Annotated in this window: 9 protein-coding genes; 4 read left to right on the forward strand and 5 right to left on the reverse strand. The window is 57.9% G+C overall.

The window, feature by feature from the left end:
* Positions 1–8: 8 nt before the first annotated feature.
* The 4 genes from QEH54_RS10785 to QEH54_RS10800 all read left to right on the forward strand — a co-directional run bounded on the left by QEH54_RS10785 (position 9) and on the right by QEH54_RS10800 (position 5,338).
* Entirely contained in the window at positions 9–1,373 is a 1,365-nt protein-coding gene (locus QEH54_RS10785) for a Gfo/Idh/MocA family oxidoreductase (protein WP_309018682.1), read from the forward strand.
* A gap of 85 nt (positions 1,374–1,458) precedes the next feature.
* On the forward strand, positions 1,459–2,481 hold the full coding sequence (locus QEH54_RS10790; RefSeq protein WP_309018683.1) for a glycoside hydrolase family 43 protein: 1,023 nt from the start codon (positions 1,459–1,461) through the stop codon (positions 2,479–2,481).
* Positions 2,482–2,503: 22 nt separating this feature from the next.
* On the forward strand, positions 2,504–4,330 hold the full coding sequence (locus QEH54_RS10795) for an alpha/beta fold hydrolase (RefSeq protein ID WP_309018684.1): 1,827 nt from the start codon (positions 2,504–2,506) through the stop codon (positions 4,328–4,330).
* A gap of 69 nt (positions 4,331–4,399) precedes the next feature.
* The gene (locus QEH54_RS10800; protein ID WP_309018685.1) at positions 4,400–5,338 is read left to right on the forward strand and encodes an alpha/beta hydrolase; all 939 of its coding nucleotides are present in this window, start codon (positions 4,400–4,402) and stop codon (positions 5,336–5,338) included.
* Positions 5,339–5,545: 207 nt separating this feature from the next.
* Here QEH54_RS10800 and QEH54_RS10805 read toward each other — a convergent pair whose 3' ends face one another.
* From QEH54_RS10805 to QEH54_RS10825, 5 genes are all read right to left on the reverse strand, one after another.
* Complete coding sequence (locus QEH54_RS10805; protein ID WP_309018686.1) at positions 5,546–8,224, reverse strand: PQQ-dependent sugar dehydrogenase; 2,679 nt, start codon at positions 8,222–8,224, stop codon at positions 5,546–5,548.
* A 224-nt stretch (positions 8,225–8,448) separates the two neighbouring features.
* A complete protein-coding gene (locus QEH54_RS10810) occupies positions 8,449–9,081 on the reverse strand; it encodes a response regulator transcription factor (protein ID WP_309018687.1) in 633 nt (210 codons plus the stop codon).
* On the reverse strand, positions 9,056–11,995 hold the full coding sequence (locus QEH54_RS10815; RefSeq protein ID WP_309018688.1) for an ATP-binding protein: 2,940 nt from the start codon (positions 11,993–11,995) through the stop codon (positions 9,056–9,058). Before QEH54_RS10815 ends, QEH54_RS10810 begins: the two co-directional genes overlap by 26 nt.
* A gap of 643 nt (positions 11,996–12,638) precedes the next feature.
* Positions 12,639–15,020: a hypothetical protein gene (locus tag QEH54_RS10820; protein WP_309018689.1), complete on the reverse strand. Its 2,382-nt coding sequence runs from the start codon at positions 15,018–15,020 to the stop codon at positions 12,639–12,641.
* 36 nt (positions 15,021–15,056) lie between these two features.
* Positions 15,057–18,629 (reverse strand): FG-GAP-like repeat-containing protein, encoded by a 3,573-nt coding sequence (locus QEH54_RS10825; protein WP_309018690.1) that lies wholly within the window; start codon positions 18,627–18,629, stop codon positions 15,057–15,059.
* Positions 18,630–19,021: the final 392 nt, after the last annotated feature.

The raw sequence follows: 19,021 nt of genomic DNA on the forward strand, positions 1-19,021 counted from the left end.
CCGAGAAAATGAAACAGCCCCCGAAGTACCCAATCAATCGTTTCCACGTCTCGCGCCGTTCCTTCCTAAAACGCTGCGCCACCGTAGCGGCCGCCACAGGTCTTCCGCTTTGGTTCGTGCAACGCGAACTTGGCGCTGCCGACCCGAAAGGTAACAAGTCGCCAAATGATCGACCCGGCGTCGCCCTCATCGGATGCGGCGGTATGGGCGGAGCGGATACGGAAGCTGCCTCGTATTGGGGCGACATCGTGGCCGTTTGCGACGTCGACAAGAATCACGCCGAGGGAACTGCCAAACGATTCACCGACAAGGGACGCGCGCCAAAAATCTACTCGGACTTTCGGCAGTTGCTTGAAAACAAGGACGTGCACTGCATCGTGAATGCGACGCCAGACCACTGGCATACGCTGGTCAACCTTGGGGCGGTCCAAGCGGGCAAGGACGTTTATTCCGAAAAACCGCTCACGCTGACTATCGACGAAGGACGCCATCTCATCAAAGCGGTTAGAGAAAACAACGCGGTTTTGCAGACCGGGACCCAGCAGCGTAGCAATGCCCGGTTCCGTCTCGCCTGCGAGCTGGTGCGAAACAAGCGAATTGGCGACCTGAAAGAAGCCAACGTCTGGCTGCCTGCGGGGCTGGTCGAAGGGCCGTTTAGCGTAGCTCCCGTTCCTGCGGAGCTCGATTGGGACTTTTGGCAAGGACAGGCTCCGGCCGCGGACTACGTTCCCCAACGCTGCCACGCGACCTTCCGTTTCTGGTACGAATATTCGGGCGGCACCATGACTGACTGGGGCGCTCATCACAATGACATCGCCTATTGGGCGATCGGTTTGGTTGCCCCGAACAAGGTTTCGTCCAAGCGCCTAAGCGAGCCTGTTCCCGGTGGATACAACGCCTATGGCGATTACGTGGTCAACTACACTTATGCCAACGGCATCGCCCTGAACATTCGTACCACGCGTGATGATAGCATCTACGGCGAGCATCTCAATCCGGATGGTCAGCCAAATGGTATTCAATTCGTGGGCACGGAAGGAACTATCTGGGTCAACCGTGACGGCATCGAAGCCAGCGACCCGGAAATTCTCAAAGCCGAGCTTTCCGACGACGCGGTGCGTCTCTACAAAAGCAAGCACCACATGGGCAACTTCTTCGACTGCATGCGAAGTCGCGAGATTCCCATCTGTGACGTCGAAACTGGCCACCTCTCCGCTAACATGTGCCACTTGGGCGCGATCTCGCTCCGCACGGGCAAATCGCTCACTTGGGACGAACACACGGAACGGTTCATCGGCGAACACGCGGCCGAGGCCAACACTTATCTCGCCCGTGAGATGCGCGCTCCCTACGACTACAGTTTCGTTAGCTAGCGGATCACGCATGAACGATCCTCGCTGCCAGTTAGTCGCTTTCTTTGTGACCTAAATCCATCTACATCGTACTACCCCTTTTCTTATGACGCATTCACTCCGACGACGTTTAGTTGTCTCTGTATTCGCGCTTCTGTGCTCCGCTGTCACGTTCGCCGACACCACCGACCGCTCGGAAATACGCATCCGCGATCCCTTCGTGCTCCCGGATCCGTCCTCAGAAACCTACTACATCTACGGTACTACCACTTCCGGCATTTTCGATGGCGACATCGAGCGCAAAGCGGTGATGGTTTTCCAATCGAAAGATCTCAAGAATTGGGAAGACCCCGTACCCGTTTGGGAAATCCCCGAAGATCATTGGGGCCGTGAAACCGTCTGGGCCCCAGAAGTCCACCAATACAAAGGACGCTACTATCTCTTCGCTACTGTCACCTCCAAGGAAACGCTGCCCACGCCGCCTGGGCGCCCGCAAAATGTGCGCCGCGGCACCGAGATCCTAGTGGCCGATTCGCCGCTCGGTCCGTTCGAACCCTTTGAAAACGGACCGCAAACGCCGCACGATTGGATGGCTCTCGATGGGAGTCTTTGGGTCGAAGAGGGCGTACCCTACATGGTCTTTTGCCATGAGTGGGCTCAAATCACCGATGGCAGTTTCGACATCGTGCAACTTAGCGAAGACCTCTCGCATCCCGTGGGCGAACCGCAGCTCCTCTTTCACGCGTCCGCAGCGCCTTGGGTGCGTTGTCGCGGCGATATCGGAGAGCTGTATCAAGGAAAGCGCTACCACGCCTACGTCAGCGACGGAAACTGGCTCCACTACACCAAAGACGGCACGCTGCTTATGCTGTGGTCCAGCTACGGCCCCACCAAATACGCGGTGGGAGTTGCCCGCTCGCAAAGTGGCAGCGTATTCGGTCCATGGGAACAGCTGCCTGATCCGATCTGGTCCGACGACGGCGGTCACCCCATGCTTTTCAACACCTTCGACGGACGTCTCGTCATGGTTATTCACCAACCGAACCGCAAAGTCGAACGGGCCCGTTTCTTCGAAATGGAAGACCTGGGCGATACGCTGAAAATCAAAGGCGAAATCGCCGACGACTAGCCTAGACTTTTAAATTGTACCCATGAAGTCACTACTCACTCTCTTAATCGCCGCTGTATGCTTCGCCGGATTCGCCCGGTCCGAGGCCTCTACCTTTGTCATGGTCCATGGAGCCACCGCTGGTGGTTGGGAATGGAAACGAACAGGGCAGTTTCTCCAGGATGACGGACACACCGTCTACCGCGTCACGCTCACTGGACTTGGAGAGCGTACGCACCTCGCGGATACGACGGTCGACCTCGATACCCACATCAATGATGTCGTCAATCTGATCCTGTTCGAAGACTTGCACGACATCGTGCTCACGGGCCACAGCTACGGCGGCATGGTTATCACCGGTGTCATGAATCGTATTCCAGAGCGTATCAGCCACGTCATTTTTCTCGACGCCGCCGTTCCTAACCACAATCAGTCCATGTTCGATCTCGTTGGTGGAACGCCACCCGGCTCCAAGGTCGTGAACGGCCTAGTGCAGTTTCCCTGGTACGACCCTGACGCCACTCCGCCAACCGGTGTTGCTCATCCCGTCGGAACCTTCCGTCAGCGCGTTTCCTACGACAATTCCGAAACCTTCAAACTCCCCGTTACCTACGTCGCCTTCGTGCCCGAAGGGCAAGACGCGGAAAAGCGCGCTGAGACCGACCAGAGCTGGCAACGGGCCAAGGCGCGTGGCTGGACCATCCGCACCTTCCCTGGTGGCCATGTGGCCCACCAAGAAGATCCACGTGGTGTAGCCTCGCTCATCGAGGAGGCAGTCGCTGACGAAAATACAGCGGCGGATCCCGGCGCCTTTGACTCGCCCGCGTTTTCTTGGGACACCAGCTCCGAGCGTCGTCCCACCGGCATCGAAATCGTTTCTAAACTGGAGAAGCCCGCCTACGCCGGTTCCAAGTCTGAAGAGGATTTCGGTGGATACGTCATGGTCTACTTCAAGGACCAAACGCAATCGGCCTACATGGCTGTCAGTCGTGATGGATACACCTTCACCGATGTCAATGAAGGCGACCCCATTTTCGACGGCACCTTGCTGGCCGAGCAGAAAGGCGTGCGCGACCCGCATATCGCGCGTGGACCAGACGGTGCCTTTTACCTCGTCATGACCGACCTGCACATCTTCGGGGACCGCATGGGCTTCCGCGAAACCCGCTGGCAACGCCCCGAGGAAGAGCACGGCTGGGGTAACAATCGAGCGATCGTGATGATGAAGTCGTGGGACTTGATCCATTGGACGCATTCCGATTTCCGCGTCGATCTGGCGTTTCCTGAGCTGGGCGATATCGATTGCTCCTGGGCTCCGCAAACGGTGTACGATCCAGCCGCGGACAAGATGATGGTGTACTTCACCATCCGATACGAAAACGCTCGAGCTAACATCTACACTTCCTACGCCAACGATGATTTCACCGCCTTGGAAACCACTCCGACCATGATTCCCAACATCGGTGGTATTGACAGCGATATCACCTTCGCCAATGGCCGCTGGCACCAGTTTTACGTATCCAGCGCCACCATACGCCATGCCGTTTCGGACGACATAAAGTCCGGCTACGAAACCACGCCCGGACGCATCGATCCCAACACTGTTTCTACCGAAGCTCCCAACGTATTCAAGCGCCTCGGTACCGACACCTACGTCCTCATGTACGACGTCTACGGCGGTCGCCCCAACAACATGGGATTCAGTGAAACCACCGACTTCGAAACCTTCACTGATATCGGCCGCTTCAACGAAGGCGTCATGCGCGGTACCAACTTCAACCGGCCCAAGCACGGCGCCGTTTCCTACCTGACTCTCGACGAGCTAAAGACCGTCGCCGAGCACTGGAATCTATCGATTGATCTCGATTAGACGTCCACCCGATATCGCCATCGCTCTGGAACTGCTCCGAGTTTACAAACCATAACCAACCCTAACATTATGACAGTACCCAATACGTTTCTGAACCTGACTAAATCGGTCGCTCTCACGCTCGCCTGCGCGGTGGCAGTATCGGCAAATGCCCAAGACGGCACCATCTATCCGCTCGACGCTCCCGAGGAGCCCAATGCCATCGTTCTTGGCACTGGTGGTGTCGAGGATCAGCCCTCCGAGGAGAGCTGGTTTCGCCAATGGGGCGAGCCCATGGCACGCAATGTAACCACGGCCACGCTCACTCCCTTTCTGCCCGATCCGGACAAGGCAAATGGCGCCGCCGTTATCGTCACCCCAGGAGGTGGTTTCCGCTGGCTTTCTATGAACAACGAAGGTTGGAAGGTCGCCAAGGCCCTCGCTGATCGAGGCGTCGCAGCATTCGTACTCAAATACCGACTACAGCCAACGCCGCCTACGCTCGATGGCCTCAGAGAGTCGATGAATCGGACCTTCTCCTCCGTGACGCCCGCTGAAGGCGAAGAGGCTCCACCGCCGCGTCCTCGCTGGGACCTTTCCAATCAGCTCGAAGATGCGGAAGCCGCTTACGCTCTCATCGTCGAAAACGCCGAGGAATGGGGCGTCGATACTGATCGGCTGGGCATGATCGGCTTCTCCGCTGGCGCTGGATTAACCATGCACAGTACCCTGAATTCGGATACTATGGACCTCGCTTTCATCGGGCCTATTTACGGAGGTATGGGTCCGCAAGAAGTGCCCGAAGATGCGCCTCCCATGTTCGCTGCAATTGCTACCGACGACTTCCTCTTCAACGGCGAGTTCGGGCTAATCAAGTCTTGGTACGACGCGGGTATTCCGGTGGAGTTTCACCTGTATCAGAACGGTGGACACGGATTCGGTCTCGGTTATCCTGGCAACACCGCAAATGGCTGGTTCCCAGTGTTCATGCACTGGCTCGATGTGAACGGTTTTCTCGAAGCTGAATAGGAAGCCTAAATATAAGTTTCGTTTTTCGGGATCCTCGCCGCGATTGTGGCGAGGATCTTTTTATGTGAGAGAGAGGGAACCGAATTCTAAACGTGCCCGGAGGTCACGTTCCACCTTTATGCACCGTCAAGATGGTGGAGCGGGACCTCCGGGCACGCTCTTTCTTCGGTTAGAAACTCAGCTGACCCCTATACGAATAAAGACCCGCTATTTAGCTTCCTGTATAAACTCGACGGAATGCAGGAGAGACTCATCAGCCGGTTCTTTCTCGAATCGGAAAACGAAGTAGACGTCTTGCGGGCCATCGCTGAACGCGGAGCTCCCCAAGTCGATAACGGTTTCTTCCCCTTCGTTCACTGGCGCAGAGCTGATCATCGACCCTTCTGGAGAAGCAAGTCGCAGTTCGATGGATACACCCAGTGAAGATAGTTCCGAATGGCTTAGGGCCACCTGAGCGATGTTTCGAAGATCGACCTGCTCGATTTTGAAAGAGGAGAGGGTGTCGGCAAATCGCGCCGAACGACCCGCCTGTTCGATGCCTTCCATCTCTTCGAAAGCGAAACGGGTTAGTCTGCTAGGGCGAAGCCCCACGGCGTCTTGTCCGGGAAGGGCTTGAATGCCCGCGGCAGGCTGATCCGTGTAGGAAGCTCGAATCGTGAAAACCTGTCGCCATGGATTGCTGTCGAGCGTCGCGGGGTCGAAGCTCCCTTTAAGGGGAAGGCTTTGCAGTTCCTCATCCGTTTTGGCTTTGGATAGAATCCAATCAACGATCTTAGACACTTCGGTCTCGCTCATTGAGGCGTGCCCTGGCATGGGCACTTCGCCCCAGTTTCCGGCGCCCCCTTTGATGATCTTGTTCGCTAGCAAGGAATTTGCCCCGTCCATGTCTCGATAGCGAAGGGCGATCTGCTCGAAGGACGGACCGATGGAGGTTTCCTGCTCTTTGTGGCAAGCGAGGCAGTCCGACTCTGTCATGGCGATTCGTCCTTGTTCCTCTCGCGTGAGGATTTGGTGGCCTACCTGCTGTATCGGGCTGGAGCTTTCCATGGACGCTGAAATGAAGATGTTCTCCTCGACGACTTCGCTATCATCTTCCACGGAGACCTGATAGGAAACGGGTGTATTCGGAAAATAAAGACTTTGGTTTCCATCCACGGTGACCGTGACCTTCGGTTGGTCGTTGCCTGCATAGACTTCGATGGGATCCGACTCGTTGACTGACCCGTTGGAGTCTGTGACTCGAAGCGTCAAAGGATGCATGCCAAGGGTCGTTAGCTCAGTGCGCAGTTCAGGCCCTTCGGTCTTCACGACCCTGCTACCGATCTGCCATTCGAACTGCATGGCATCGCCTTCTGGATCTGAAACATCAGCGGTGGCGGAGAGTCTGAAAGGCAGTCGACCGCTTGTTTTTTCCACTGAAACGGATTCGATCTGTGGAGGAAGGTTGCCCCTTATGAAATCGATGCGCGACAGGCCGGAATCGGGGTTTCTGGAAAACCAGCCAGCTCCGTATTCGAGCACGTACAATCTGCCGTCCGGCCCCATCTCCACGTCGATAGGACCCGAAAATTCCAGCTTCTCCAAGAAGGGCTCGACGCTGGCGAGTTTACCTTGCTCGTCAAAGTCAACCACTACGAAGTGGTTACGTATCCAATCGTGCATGATGACTTTGCCATCATAGTAGGCAGGCAAGCGCGTGGACTCAGGATAGAGGTCTTCGTAATACACAGGCCCCGCCATGGCGTTTCGCCCGCCTGATCCCATTTCAGGAAACATTTCAGATTCGGCGTAAGGATACCAGATGAACGGGGTTTGCGCCGGTGGCAGCTCCTCTAAGCCTGTATTGTGCACCGAATCGTTCACGGGATTTTGCGGATCGAAGAGATCGCCGCTTTCTCCGGTTTCGTAGTCGAAATCGCGATACGGGTAGTTATCGCCGATAAACAACGGCCAACCGTAGTTGCCCGGCTCTGACGCACGGTTCATCTCGTCGTAGCCGCGAGGACCTCGATTTTCTTGGTCAGAGGAAGCGTCGGGACCGACATCTCCCCAGTAGACGGTGCCATCCAGTGGATCGACGGAAATGCGATAGGGATTTCGATGGCCCATGGTAAAGATTTCGGGACGCGTCTTGTCGGTCGCGGGAAAGAGGTTTCCTTCCGGGATCTCGTAGCTCCCGTCGGGCAGGATGCGAATGCGCAGGATTTTTCCTCGCAGGTCATTGGTATTCGCGGCGGTGCGACGGGCATCGTACTGGTCCTTGCCCTCGATGTCGTTCAGCGGAGCGAAGCCGTCTGTGGTGTGCTCTACGTCGCGTTCGTTGAAAGGGGTGGAGTTGTCGCCGGTGGAGAGATACAGCAAGCGGTCGGGTCCGAAGGCCAGCGAGCCTCCGGTGTGGCAGCAGATGTCACGCTGCGAGTAGAATTCTAAGATCACCTTTTCTGATTCCATGTCCAGAATCCGATCCTTGAATACAAAACGCGATAAGCGATTCACTACCTTGTCGCTCGGGCTGTAGAAGATGTAGATGAAGCTGTTCTCTTCGAAATCCGGATCAGCGGTGATGCCGAGCACACCTTCCTCCGCATTCACTCCCGGGGCATCGCTGGAGTAGTAGGCGTCCAAGAAGCCGACGCGGTAGATTTGATCGTCCTGCTGGTCGTAGTGAAGGATTTCGCCGCGACGCTGCACGATGAGTACATCCAGATTTGGCAGGATCGCCATCTCGATAGGTTCGAAAAACTCGCCTTTGGATAGCGAGGTTTTGGCGAAACGGATGGGGTCTGGCCTTTCGTCAACCGCTTCAGCTGCGGTGAGGGCAGGCAAGGAAGCGGCCAGGGTCAGGCATGCGGGCAGGGAGCGAAAGAAGGTTTTTACAGGTGACACAGTATGAACGGATTAGAAGCGAGGCGTTTTGAATAACACAGGTTTTGGGAGAGGCTTGTTAGTCGATGCGAAGGGGGCAACTCAGTTTGCGTTCGGACGTGATTGACCCGATTCCCTCCGCTCGGTTCGCGTCATAGCGCCGGCCGTCTTCGAGGCGCGGTTCGCTGCGGAATTGGGTTTTCCCTTCGCGCAAGAAAGCGAAAGTGCATCGACTTTCGTCTTCGTCAATCGATCTGGATGATGCCGCGTTTGACCGCAGCCAGGATGGCTTGCGTGCGGTCCGATACCTGGAGTTTCGAGAGGATGTTGGTCAGGTGAACTTTCACGGTTCCTTCCACTAGGCAAAGATTGGAAGCGATTTCCTTGTTGCTCTGACCTTTGGCCACGAGACCAAGCACTTCGAGCTCGCGCGGCGAGAGTTGAGATACGACGCGGCGACTCACGCGCGCGGAAATTTCGGGGGGCATGTATTGATCGCCTTGATACACGGAGCGTATGCCTTCGAGCAGGCTTTCGAGCGGCATCTCCTTGACCACGAAACCTTGCGCTCCCGCCTTGAACGCTTGCAGCACTTCGTCTCCGCTGGCGTAGTTGCTGAAGATCAGGATCTTGGCCGCAGGTTCGATCTTCTTGATCAACTGGATGGTGTCGACGCCGTTCTGAACGGGCATGCGCAGATCCAGGACCACTACATCGGGACGGAGGCGTTGATAAACGTCTACCGCGTCCCGTCCGTTTTCGGCCTCGCCCACAACTTCCATATCGGGCTCGCCGTTCGCTGCGGTGACCAACCCCATGCGAAGGACGATGTGGTCGTCGACGAGGAGGATTCTAATTTTCGTTTGGGTCGTTTCCATTTTTGCTAGAATGCTGTGGCGTCTGGTTCAAAGGCGCGACGAGCTGGACGCTCGTCCCTTTTTGGGGGACGCTGGAGATGGTGAGGTTTCCATTGATCTTGGACGCCCGGGTGCGAATGCCTCGCAGACCGAAATGGCCTATTCCGCTGGAGAAGACTTCGCTCGAGTCGAAGCCGTTTCCGTTGTCGCTGATGGTAAGCGTGACCTTGTCGGATTGGAATTCCAGGCAAGCTTGGATGCGGGTGGCGCCGCTGTGCCGTACCGAGTTGGTAATGGCTTCCTGAGCGATTCGGAGCAAGTGGTGCTTGGTGGTGGAGGGGATCTCGAGCGGCTTCCCGGTCGTCTTGACCTCCAGGCTCATTGATCCGGTGCCAAGCAGCTCGGCCATGCTGCGCAGTGCTTCTGCGAGATCGTCGTTTTGGAGGAGAGGAGACTCGAGGTCCCAGACCGCCTGCTGCACTTCCTGGCGAGTGAAGGACACCATGCGGCGGGCGACCGATAGGCGGGACTCGAGATCTGGGTCGAGATGGTTTAGCTTCAGCGTGGCGTCCAGCTGAAGGGCTAGTCCGCTGAGGCCTTGCTGAAGGCTGTCGTGAATCTCGCCCGCGAGGCGGTTGCGTTCCGCCAAGGTGGCGGAGTTTCGCGCCTCTTCGGTGAGTTTTTCCATGGTAGCTCTGAGCTCTTCGGTTCGTTCACGGACGAGCTTCTCCAGGTAGTCCTGTTTGCTCTTCGCTCGGCGAGCGGCCCAAATAGCGATGGCGAGGCAGCTGAAGATGGCGCTGCTCCAGTAGCCGAAGTAGGCGAAGGCGGATCGATACCAAGGTGGCGCGATGGTGAAGCGAGTGACGATCGGATTTCCAACGGGGATGTTGCTGCTAAGAAGTCGAGCGGTGAGCTGGTATTCTCCTTCCTCTAGGCTCGGAAGGGTGAGCAGGGAATCGGCGCTGCGTAGCTTCCAGTCGCTGGAGTTGTTTCTCATGGAGAACTCGTAGACGAGATCTTGAAGCGGCATGTATCCGCCAGCGAAATACCGAAAAACGAGGTGGTTTTGCGAATAGGGCAGACGGCCGAGTGAATGGTTGGCCGGCGGAGCGGAGATGAGCTCGGTCTCCGTCTTGCCGTCGGAAACGGAGACGAGGAAAGGCTGTTGCGTGGATCCTTCGATCGACTCGAAATCCTGGTTGACGTGGTAGAGGGCGGATTCGGTGGAGATCCACGCGTGCTTTTCATCGATCAGAGTGATGACGGGATACTGATCGCGGATGCTGGTGAGCGAGTCGGTGTCGACCCGATAGCCGTCGCCTTCAGGGAATACTGTGAGCACGCCGTTCGGGTGGGTGACCCAAATGACTCCGTTCGCATCTTCGGTCGCGCGGAGGAGAACGTAGGGAATCTCGGCTAGCGTCTTTTCTATGTCTGGTGGCTCGACGACCTCGAGCGTTTCCTTGTCGCGGTAGATGCGTTGGTTGTGGGCGCCGCTGAGGACGACGTGATCCTTGAGCAGGCCGATATTGATCCAGACCGGCTCTTCCCAGGGGTGGTCTTGGAATACGCGTTTTCGCAGCTGACCGTTTTCGAACCACACGCGGGCGATGAAGTCGAGGCCGAGCTCTATCCAGACGGAGTCGTGGCTGCTGTGCATGATGGCGGGGAAGCCGACGCCTTGGAGCTTCGGGGCGCATTCGTACCATCGGTTGCCATCCCAAGCCAAGGCGGCGATTTCTCGCGATCCGATCACGATGCAGATATCCTTTTCTTGCAGCACCAGGCGGTTCGCCTCCTCGATGCCGGGAATCTTCTCGAAGCCGCTACCGTCGTGTCTGAAGACGCCCTCGCTGTTGCCGATGAGCAGGTGCTTCTCGTTTCCTGCAATGGCCCAGGCTCCGGAGATGGGCACGTTTTCGAACTCTTCGAAGGTGTACTGCCAACCAGTCTCAGCCAGCCGCATCTCGTAGAGTCGTCCATTGGAGGCGATGACCGTTTTATCGCCCCACTGGCTCACTTGCGGCCAGCCGATGACGACTTCCGAGCGTTGATCCACCACGGAAACGGGATCGTTGTAGAGCAGTTTCTGCACGGAGCTTTCTCTGGAAATCCAAAGGATGCCCGGCTCCCGGGAGGCGATGGCGAAAATGCGGCGATAGTCGGAGGTGGTCAGGGCTAGCTTTCGTTCTCCATCTGCGGAAAAGACGAAGACGCCCTCGCTGTCGACCGCGACAGCGAACCCTCCGTCGGGCAGCGTCTCCAGGCAGGAAATGCGCACGATGCTGTTCTCGCCGAACCCGAAGTCGAAAAAACTGAATTGCTCGCCATCGAAGCTGACCAACCCGGTGTCGTTGGTCGCCCCCACGATGGTGGTGTCGTCCAGGTAGGCGACCTCGTGGATCGAGACGGTCGGGGCGACGTTTGTCGATTCGCCGCTCTTTGGATCGAACTCTATGGTGCCGAAGGCGTTGGAGGAAACGAACACGCGCTGCCCCAAGGTGAACACCGTAGCGATGGACATTTGATGAAAGCTCTGTTCGCCTGTTTGCCGGTTCAGGCAGACGAGGCCGTTCTGTCCTGTGAAAAGCGTGTAGTCGTCGGTGAAGACGATCTTGGTGAAATTGGTGGTATTGATCCAGCGCGGGTACTGCTCTGGACGATAGGAGAGGGGGTCGATCCTGCCTTGTTCGGTGAACTCGATCTTTCCCCATGAGGCGAGGGCGCCGAAGTAGTAGTTTTCGCCGTCGTCCTCGATGACTTCCATCAGAGGGGGGTTGCGGTCGTCTTTGTCGGAAATATCCAGCCAAGTGTTGTCGTTCAAGACCACGTAGTTCGCTCCGCTGATCACCGCGAGGCGTCCGATGTGGTCGAAGCCAAGCTTGGGTCCGCGAGAGACTCCGATCTCCTCGATGGCGTAAGTGCGCGTCACGGGTAGCCCGATGGTCGGCGTGGAAGCTCCAAGCGCGCTCGCGACGAGCAAGGTCGCTAGCCCGAACCCGGCGCGAGCCAGCGTGGCGAAGAGAGATCGTCCGGGGTTTGCGAACGCTCGCCATGTCGAAATGGAGGGGTGTGTTTTGCGCTGGGGCACGGTGGCGGGCGATGCGGTTCGTGTTGAGGGTGAATACAGACCTATGGGGCGAGACGGTCTCCGCTGACAGAAGGTCTGATCGCAAGGAAAAGGCCTGCGATGCGATTGGCAAGGAGTCTGTTCTATATCTAAGGTTATAGGGAGTGGTCTGGAATGGCGTCCTCGGGAGGGGGTGGTTGCTTTATATATAACTTAGGCTATAGGTATTCGCCGCTAAAATGTCTTGAGCGAAAGGAGTTTTATAGAGATCATATGTTCGCATTCAGGGTTCGGGTTTCGTGTTCGGCAGTCACTTGCTTTATGCGCCCGTCGATCGCTGGATAATGATATTATATTTCTAGTTAGGTTATTCGGTTTGTTGATTGTAAGATCTTCCGCTGAATATATCGGAAGTCGCGGTTCGTCGTTCTAGCGAACCGCGGCTTCTTTCGTTTTCTGGTCGATGCTGCCGGTCGCTTGCAGAGCAAGGTGGCAGCCTTATGGTTCAAGGGCCGCCGTACTCGGAGGAGCGCAGTCGCGCCAGCTCGCGGAGTTCGAGGTTTGGAAAGCCCAGCTCGTAGCGTTCCAGAAGGCGTCTCAGATGATAGGTTTGCAGCGGGGTCAGCTGATAAAGTCCATCTTCGCTCATGGTATCGACACAGGCCTGCAATTCCTGTTTCGCGAGCTCGTGGCGTTTGCCTAGGGCGAACACTATCGCTCTCAGCACGCGCCGATCCCAATCCCTGGAGGCGAACCCTTCTTCGGCATCGCGGGCCAGCCTCTCCAGTTTCATGCGAAATCCTCTCATGTCTCGAGTCAGAGCGTAGGCGAACGCTTGTCCGATCGCGGCGTTGGGATCGTTGGGGTAGGATTCGGCTAAGGCCTTGGCGGCGAGGTTCGCGGGCTCGTCCCGATTTGCCTCCGCGAAGTATTCCGCGAGGCGACTCAAGGAGAGGGCCGAGTCTTGGTCCGGAGACATTTCGAAGACGGCGAGCTTTTCGGTTTCGTAGCCCGGGATCGCAGGAAGCGGGTAGGGAACGGGTCGGAGGTAAAGGGGGAGCAGCCAGCGCAGCAGCCGATGGTAGAAGGTGCTCTGATCTTCCGTTGCCGGAGCCTTGACCAGCATGGGCAGCACCGGGTCCCAAGAGGGCAGGACGATGTGCGTGACCTCGTGACCGTCGAGCACCGCCTCCGCTTCCGTCGATTCTGGGGAGCTGAGCACGCGGACCGCCGCGAGCTGCCCAGGAAAGGATTCCCAGGCTGTGGACATGATCGCGCGGCAACCGCCATGAAAGATGATGGAGTCGGAGAACTCGGGCGGAGCCAGCGCGATCGGATCACGCGTGGGGTTGTGGACCGCCAGCCAGTGCGAAAAATGCCGTTGGATCAGGGTTTCGACGTCAGAAGGGCGGGCCAGCGACTCTTGGTCCGGTCTCTTCAGGTAAGCGGGCAGCGATCTTCCCCATGCGAAGAAGCCGAAGAGAAGCACGCACCCGATCACGCCTGCGATGCTTCGAGCGGCGCGGGGCAAGCCAGCGCTCACGAAGGAGCAAAGAAAGATCAGGGCGAGCAGGGAAAGGGCGAAGCCCCATTTTATCTTGAAAACCGTCAGCAGCCCGACCGCCGCGAAGCCTGTGGCGACGGGCAGAGCGGAATTCAGTGACCCCCAGGCGTCTGTCTTGGAGCGGGATAAGCAGTAGGCGATGGCCGCGAGGGCGGTCAGGGCAGGCAGTCCGGCCAGGAGGACCGTGGTGAATTCGGCGCTCGCGATCCAGCTGAATAGGTTTCCGTAGATGCGGGTCTGATCGAGCGAACTGGGCCGAAGAAGCGAGGCGCTTGAAAACAGCCAACCCGAGTAGCCGTGGCTCAACTGGGTGTATGCGAGCGGCGCCATCAGAAGAAGGCCGAGGGCGCCCAAGGCGATGGAGCGGACGCGGGAAAAGCTTTGAAGCAGCATGCTTTGCCAAGCCCCTAGCAGCATGCCCAGTCCGAGCCAGGCCAGGGGGTAGACGGGGTGCAGGTAGCGCAACTCTCCCGCGGAGCTCTCTAGGGGATTGGCGTCGATGAGGCAGGCCAGCAGGCTTAGACCGACGCCGCAAAGCGTCCACCCCCAGAACGGTCTTGGAGTTTTGGTAGCCAGCAGGTCAACGGCTTTGGCGGCGACGATGACCAGCAGGACGCTGAAGCCGATCGCGGGATCAAGCCACAGGGACAGGGCGATTGCCAGGGCGTTGAGAGGACCTGGCTTAGGAGGCTGCGTGGAGTCCTTGGTCGGTATCAGTTGAGCGAGAGCCAGAGAAGCGAGCAGAAACGCCCCGATCTCCGGACTCAAGCTACCGGGTATGAACTGGGCCGAAAAGGGAGGGAAAAGGGCGAAGAAGAGGCCTGCTGCGGTGGCGAAGATCGCTCCATATCGTTTCCAGACGAACGCCGAGAGTCCGATGAATGCCATGCCGTGAGCGATAAGCGGCTCCCACAAGGCGGCCCTTTCTACCGCGATGCCGAGCGAGTGGTCGGTCATCAGGTGAATGATCCAAGCGATGCTCGCGAGCCAGAAGGCGTAGAGCCTGGGCATCAACTGCGGCCGACCGTCTTGCGCGGAGTCTCCCAGGTAGGGGTCCGAGCTGAGCAAGCCTTCTTGCAAGAGCTCTTGGGCGTAGGCGATCCAGCGGTAGGTTTCGCCGCGGTTGGTGACTCCCAGAAAGTGTCGCTGCCCGAATTGGTAGCCGGTGGGGGAGCTTGCGTCGAGTTCCGGAGGCGGGTTGCCTTCGAGGCTCAGGTCGCTGGCCCAGCGGAGGTGCGAATGGTCGACGCGCAGCATCAACATCAGCGTCAGCAGCATCGCCGCGGCGCAGAGAGTCTGGATCCAGGGAAAGGTGCGTTTCATGGGAGGAGGGAGGGCGAGGCGTCGTTTTTTTTGAAGCTATGGCTGATTCGGTTTGATCAGGAGCCAGTCTTTGTCGTTCTCCGGCGCGGGGTGGGTGGACTGCGAGCCGTCGGGCCACTGGACGCGCGCTCTGACCAGCGGATTCTCGTCTTGGCTGGCGACATGAAGACGAGGAGCGCTTTGGCTGTGCCAGCCGCCGCCCAGCCCGATTTCGTAGTAGCGGGCGCGACCATCGGCAAATTCAAGCTCGATGCTGGCTCCTACGCCCTTGGAATTGCCGGAGCTGTCTTGGAGGGCGATCGTCAGCCAATCCGCATCGGTCTGGCTCTGATTGATCAAGCAGAGGCTGCTGCCGGCATGCTGCGTGATGAACAGGTCCGGTTTTCCGTCCTTGTTGGGATCCACGATGGCTTGGGCTCGACCATTTCCAGTCACGACGTAGCCGGATTCGAGCGGTTCCAGGGCGGCGAAGGTACCGTCGCCCAGGCCTTTGAGGTATAGGCCGACCCCGCCTTGGGAGCGTGGCATGGTGGTATCGGTGTTTTGGCTGAGTCCGAGGTCTGGAATGTTGTCCCCGTCGAAGTCGGCTGCGACCAGTCCGATCACGGGACCGATTTGGGCTACGGGAGGAAAGGGCTGGAAGCGGTAGTCGCCACCGACCTGGCTGAGAAAGAGACCGGATTGGAAGTTGTCCGCTTCGAAGCGCTGGGCTTTTTCCAGAGCGGATGAGCCGAAGACCTCCGCCAAAGTGGCCTTCGCGTAGTCGTTGGCGCTCGGATAGGCGCGCTTCACGAAGGGGAGGTAGGCGGCGAGATCGTTGAGCGATCGCAACGGATAGAGCTTTCCGGCGTCGTGCTCCGCTTCCGCGATCATGCGGGTGCCGTTTTGAGCGAAATCGCCGTAGAAAAGCAGAGCCGGTTCCTCGGGGCTGGCCTCATAGGTGGTGTTCAAGCCCAGGTTTCCCACCGCGAAGTCCAGTCGGCCGTCGAGGTTGAAATCGGCCGCCGCGATGCCGTTCCACCAGCCTTTGCCCCCGTCCAGAAAGCCGGCGGCCGCGCTTTGGTCGGCGAAGGCGCCGTCTCCCTCGTTTCTGAAAAAGCGCACGCTGTCCCACTCCAGGGAGACGATCAGGTCGATTCGTCCGTCCCGATCCACGTCCCGAAACAGGGCATCCTTGACCAAGCCGACGTTTTTCAAGCCTCGGCTCTGATCGGAAATGTCGGTGAATCGTCCGCCATCGTTTCTGAGAAGGTAGCTGCGAGGCGTCTCCGGATAGCGATCGGGGATCGAGCGCCCGCCCAGAAAGAGGTCGAGATCTCCATCGCCATCGATGTCGCCTGCAGCGGCCGCGCCCGCATTGAGCGGAAGGGAGGGGAAGTCGGTTTTTGAAAAAGCGCCGCGTCCATCGTTCAGGTAGAGTTTGGTCGCAAAGGCGTCGGGCCATTTTGAACCCTGAGAGCTGGATGTCGTGACGAGCAGGTCGGGGCTACCGTCTCCATCTGCATCGAAGAGAAGACTGGGGCCTGTTTCCAGAGAGGTCTTGAAGGTTGCAGGCAATGGCATTTCTTTGTATCCGCCTTTTGCGTACACGAGCAGTCTGGCGGGCGAGCCAGTCGTGGCGCCGAGGAAAATATCATCGATCTCGTCTCCGTTGACGTCTCCGACTGCAATTGAGGGGCCAGCTCGATCGGTTCGAAAAGGGATGAACGCTTGCTCGCTGTCTGGCACTTGAGGCTCTGAGGCATCTTCGAATTTGAGGCCGAAGCTCTCGCTCGTCTCTGCGAAGAGTGGAGGCTCTGTCGACGGAGGGGGCGGTTGCGTCGTTTTATCCTCCTTGATGGTGAAACTATGGTTGACCGGGAGATCCTCGTACGTTTGCAGCGTCCCAGATGGCCATTGAACGGTGAGGCGATCAATGCGTTGATCGTCGCCCAATCCGAAATGAGCCACAAGTTCGCTGCCCGAAGCGTATCCGCGGGTCACGACCATCGCACGGGTCTGTTGTCCGCAGGACGCGCTCTCGATCCGCACTACCGCGCCCACCCCGAAGTGGTTCGAAGGATCCCCTTGCAGGTAGATCTTAACGCGATTCCCGTCGGTAGACCGATTTTCGAAGAGGCTGAGATTGTCGTCGAGATTGATGTAGGCGATGTCCAGGTCGCCATCTCCGTCGAAGTCCGCGGTCACGGCTCCAAAGGCCACGCCGACTTCATCCAGCCCCCATTCCTCAGCGACGTTCTGAAAGCCCTCTCCCTGAAGGTTTCTGTAGGCAAGGTTGGCTTCGTTCAGCACCGGAGAGCGCTTCATGATTCCGATTCGTTGCATGTCCGACAAACCACGCATCATGCGAGCGAGCAGATCGCTATTGTTCGCTTCCCGAATCATTCCGTTGGTGACATGCAGGTCCTCCCAACCGTCGTTGTCGAAATCCTCGAAACGCACGGACCAGGTCCAGTCGGTCGCTTCCAGTCCAGCCCAGCAGGCCGCTTCGCGGAAAAAGTCCATGCCTGTGCCCATGTATAGGGCGTTTCGGGTGTACTGCGGAGCGATGCCCTCGGTGGTGCCTTCTCGCAGCATATCGTTGCGCGAGGCGGCTAGTCCGCGGCGATCCCGCTCACGTGTCGTAGTCGCCATGTCGGCGGCGAGCAAATCGAAGTTTCCGTCCTTGTTGATGTCGCCGATATCGGCTCCCATGGAGGAGTAGGGCGTGTTGTGGAAGCTCTGGTTTAGAACGTTGGTGAAGGTGCCATCCCCATTGTTACGATAGAAGTAGTCGCCCTCGGAAAAGTCGTTGCAAAGGTAGAGATCCGGCCAAAGGTCCCCGTTGTAGTCGAACCAGGTCGCCGCATGGCCGAAGGTGATGGCGTCGATGCCCGCCTGCTCGGTGACTTCCACGAAACGACCGTCGCCCAGATTGCGAAACAGCCGGTCCGGACGACCCGTCGGTTCGGTTCCATCTACTTGATTTGTAAGCAGTAGCATGTCCACCCAACCGTCGCGATCGTAGTCCGAAAAGGCTCCCACCACGCTGCCGTCCACGATGGCCAGGCCGCGCTTTTCCGCTTCCTCCTCGAAGGTGCCGTCGCCTTGATTGATGTAGAGCAGATTGGAGGCGTTGTTGCGACAGACGTAGAGATCGAGCCAGCCATCGTTGTTGACATCGACGAAGGTCGCACCCTGCCGCCAAATCACCGAATCATCCGACTTGAACCAGCTGAAGAGGGAGCGTCCCTCGTCCAGGCCGGCCTTTTCGGTGACGTTTTCGAAAGTCCAGTCCCCTCGGTTGCGAAAGAGGATTCCGGGCTTGGTCTTGATGCTCACGAACAGATCGACGTTTCCGTCCCCATCGTAGTCGCCTGCCGCTAGACCTGAGCCCATGGCTCCACCCATGTACTCGCGGTAGCGACTAGACCACATCAGTGGATCGTCGTAGGGATTCATGGCCTGGATGCCGGTGGACTCCGCGGATCGCTTCGCAAACAGCGAGCCACCGTCGTTCTCGATACGAGACTTCAGAGGAGCCTGGGAAATGGTCGCACTCGACGGCGAAGCGAACACGGCGGTTAAGCCTGCGAAAAGGATAGAGCGAGCGCCTGGGGTGAATCTCATGTGGTTTGGTTCAGGGAAAATCGACGCTTGAATCAGGCTGGATTGGAGCGGGGCGGCCAGCATTTCGCGACGATGTAGGCGGTGAATGATTGGCATGCTGAAAATGCCGCATTTAGGTGCAACCTGACATTGGTTATATCTTAACTTATGACCTAGGTTATATCGATCGTATAACTGGTAATGTTAGGTCGCAATCGGGCGCTTGGATGTCGCAAAAAGCCCGTAGACCGGAGGGGAAGGGGCTTGGTATGATAGCGGTCCCTATACGTGTGGCTGGATGGTTGTTTTTTCACTCTCCGGCAGATTCATTTTCGCCCCGCCCTTACTTGATTATATTCCCCTCAAACGGAACTCGAGGTCCGGTGGGTCGCATTTGTTTCGTCAGCGTTTGG

Source organism: Pelagicoccus sp. SDUM812003 (assembly GCF_031127815.1).
Taxonomy (GTDB): domain Bacteria; phylum Verrucomicrobiota; class Verrucomicrobiia; order Opitutales; family Opitutaceae; genus Pelagicoccus.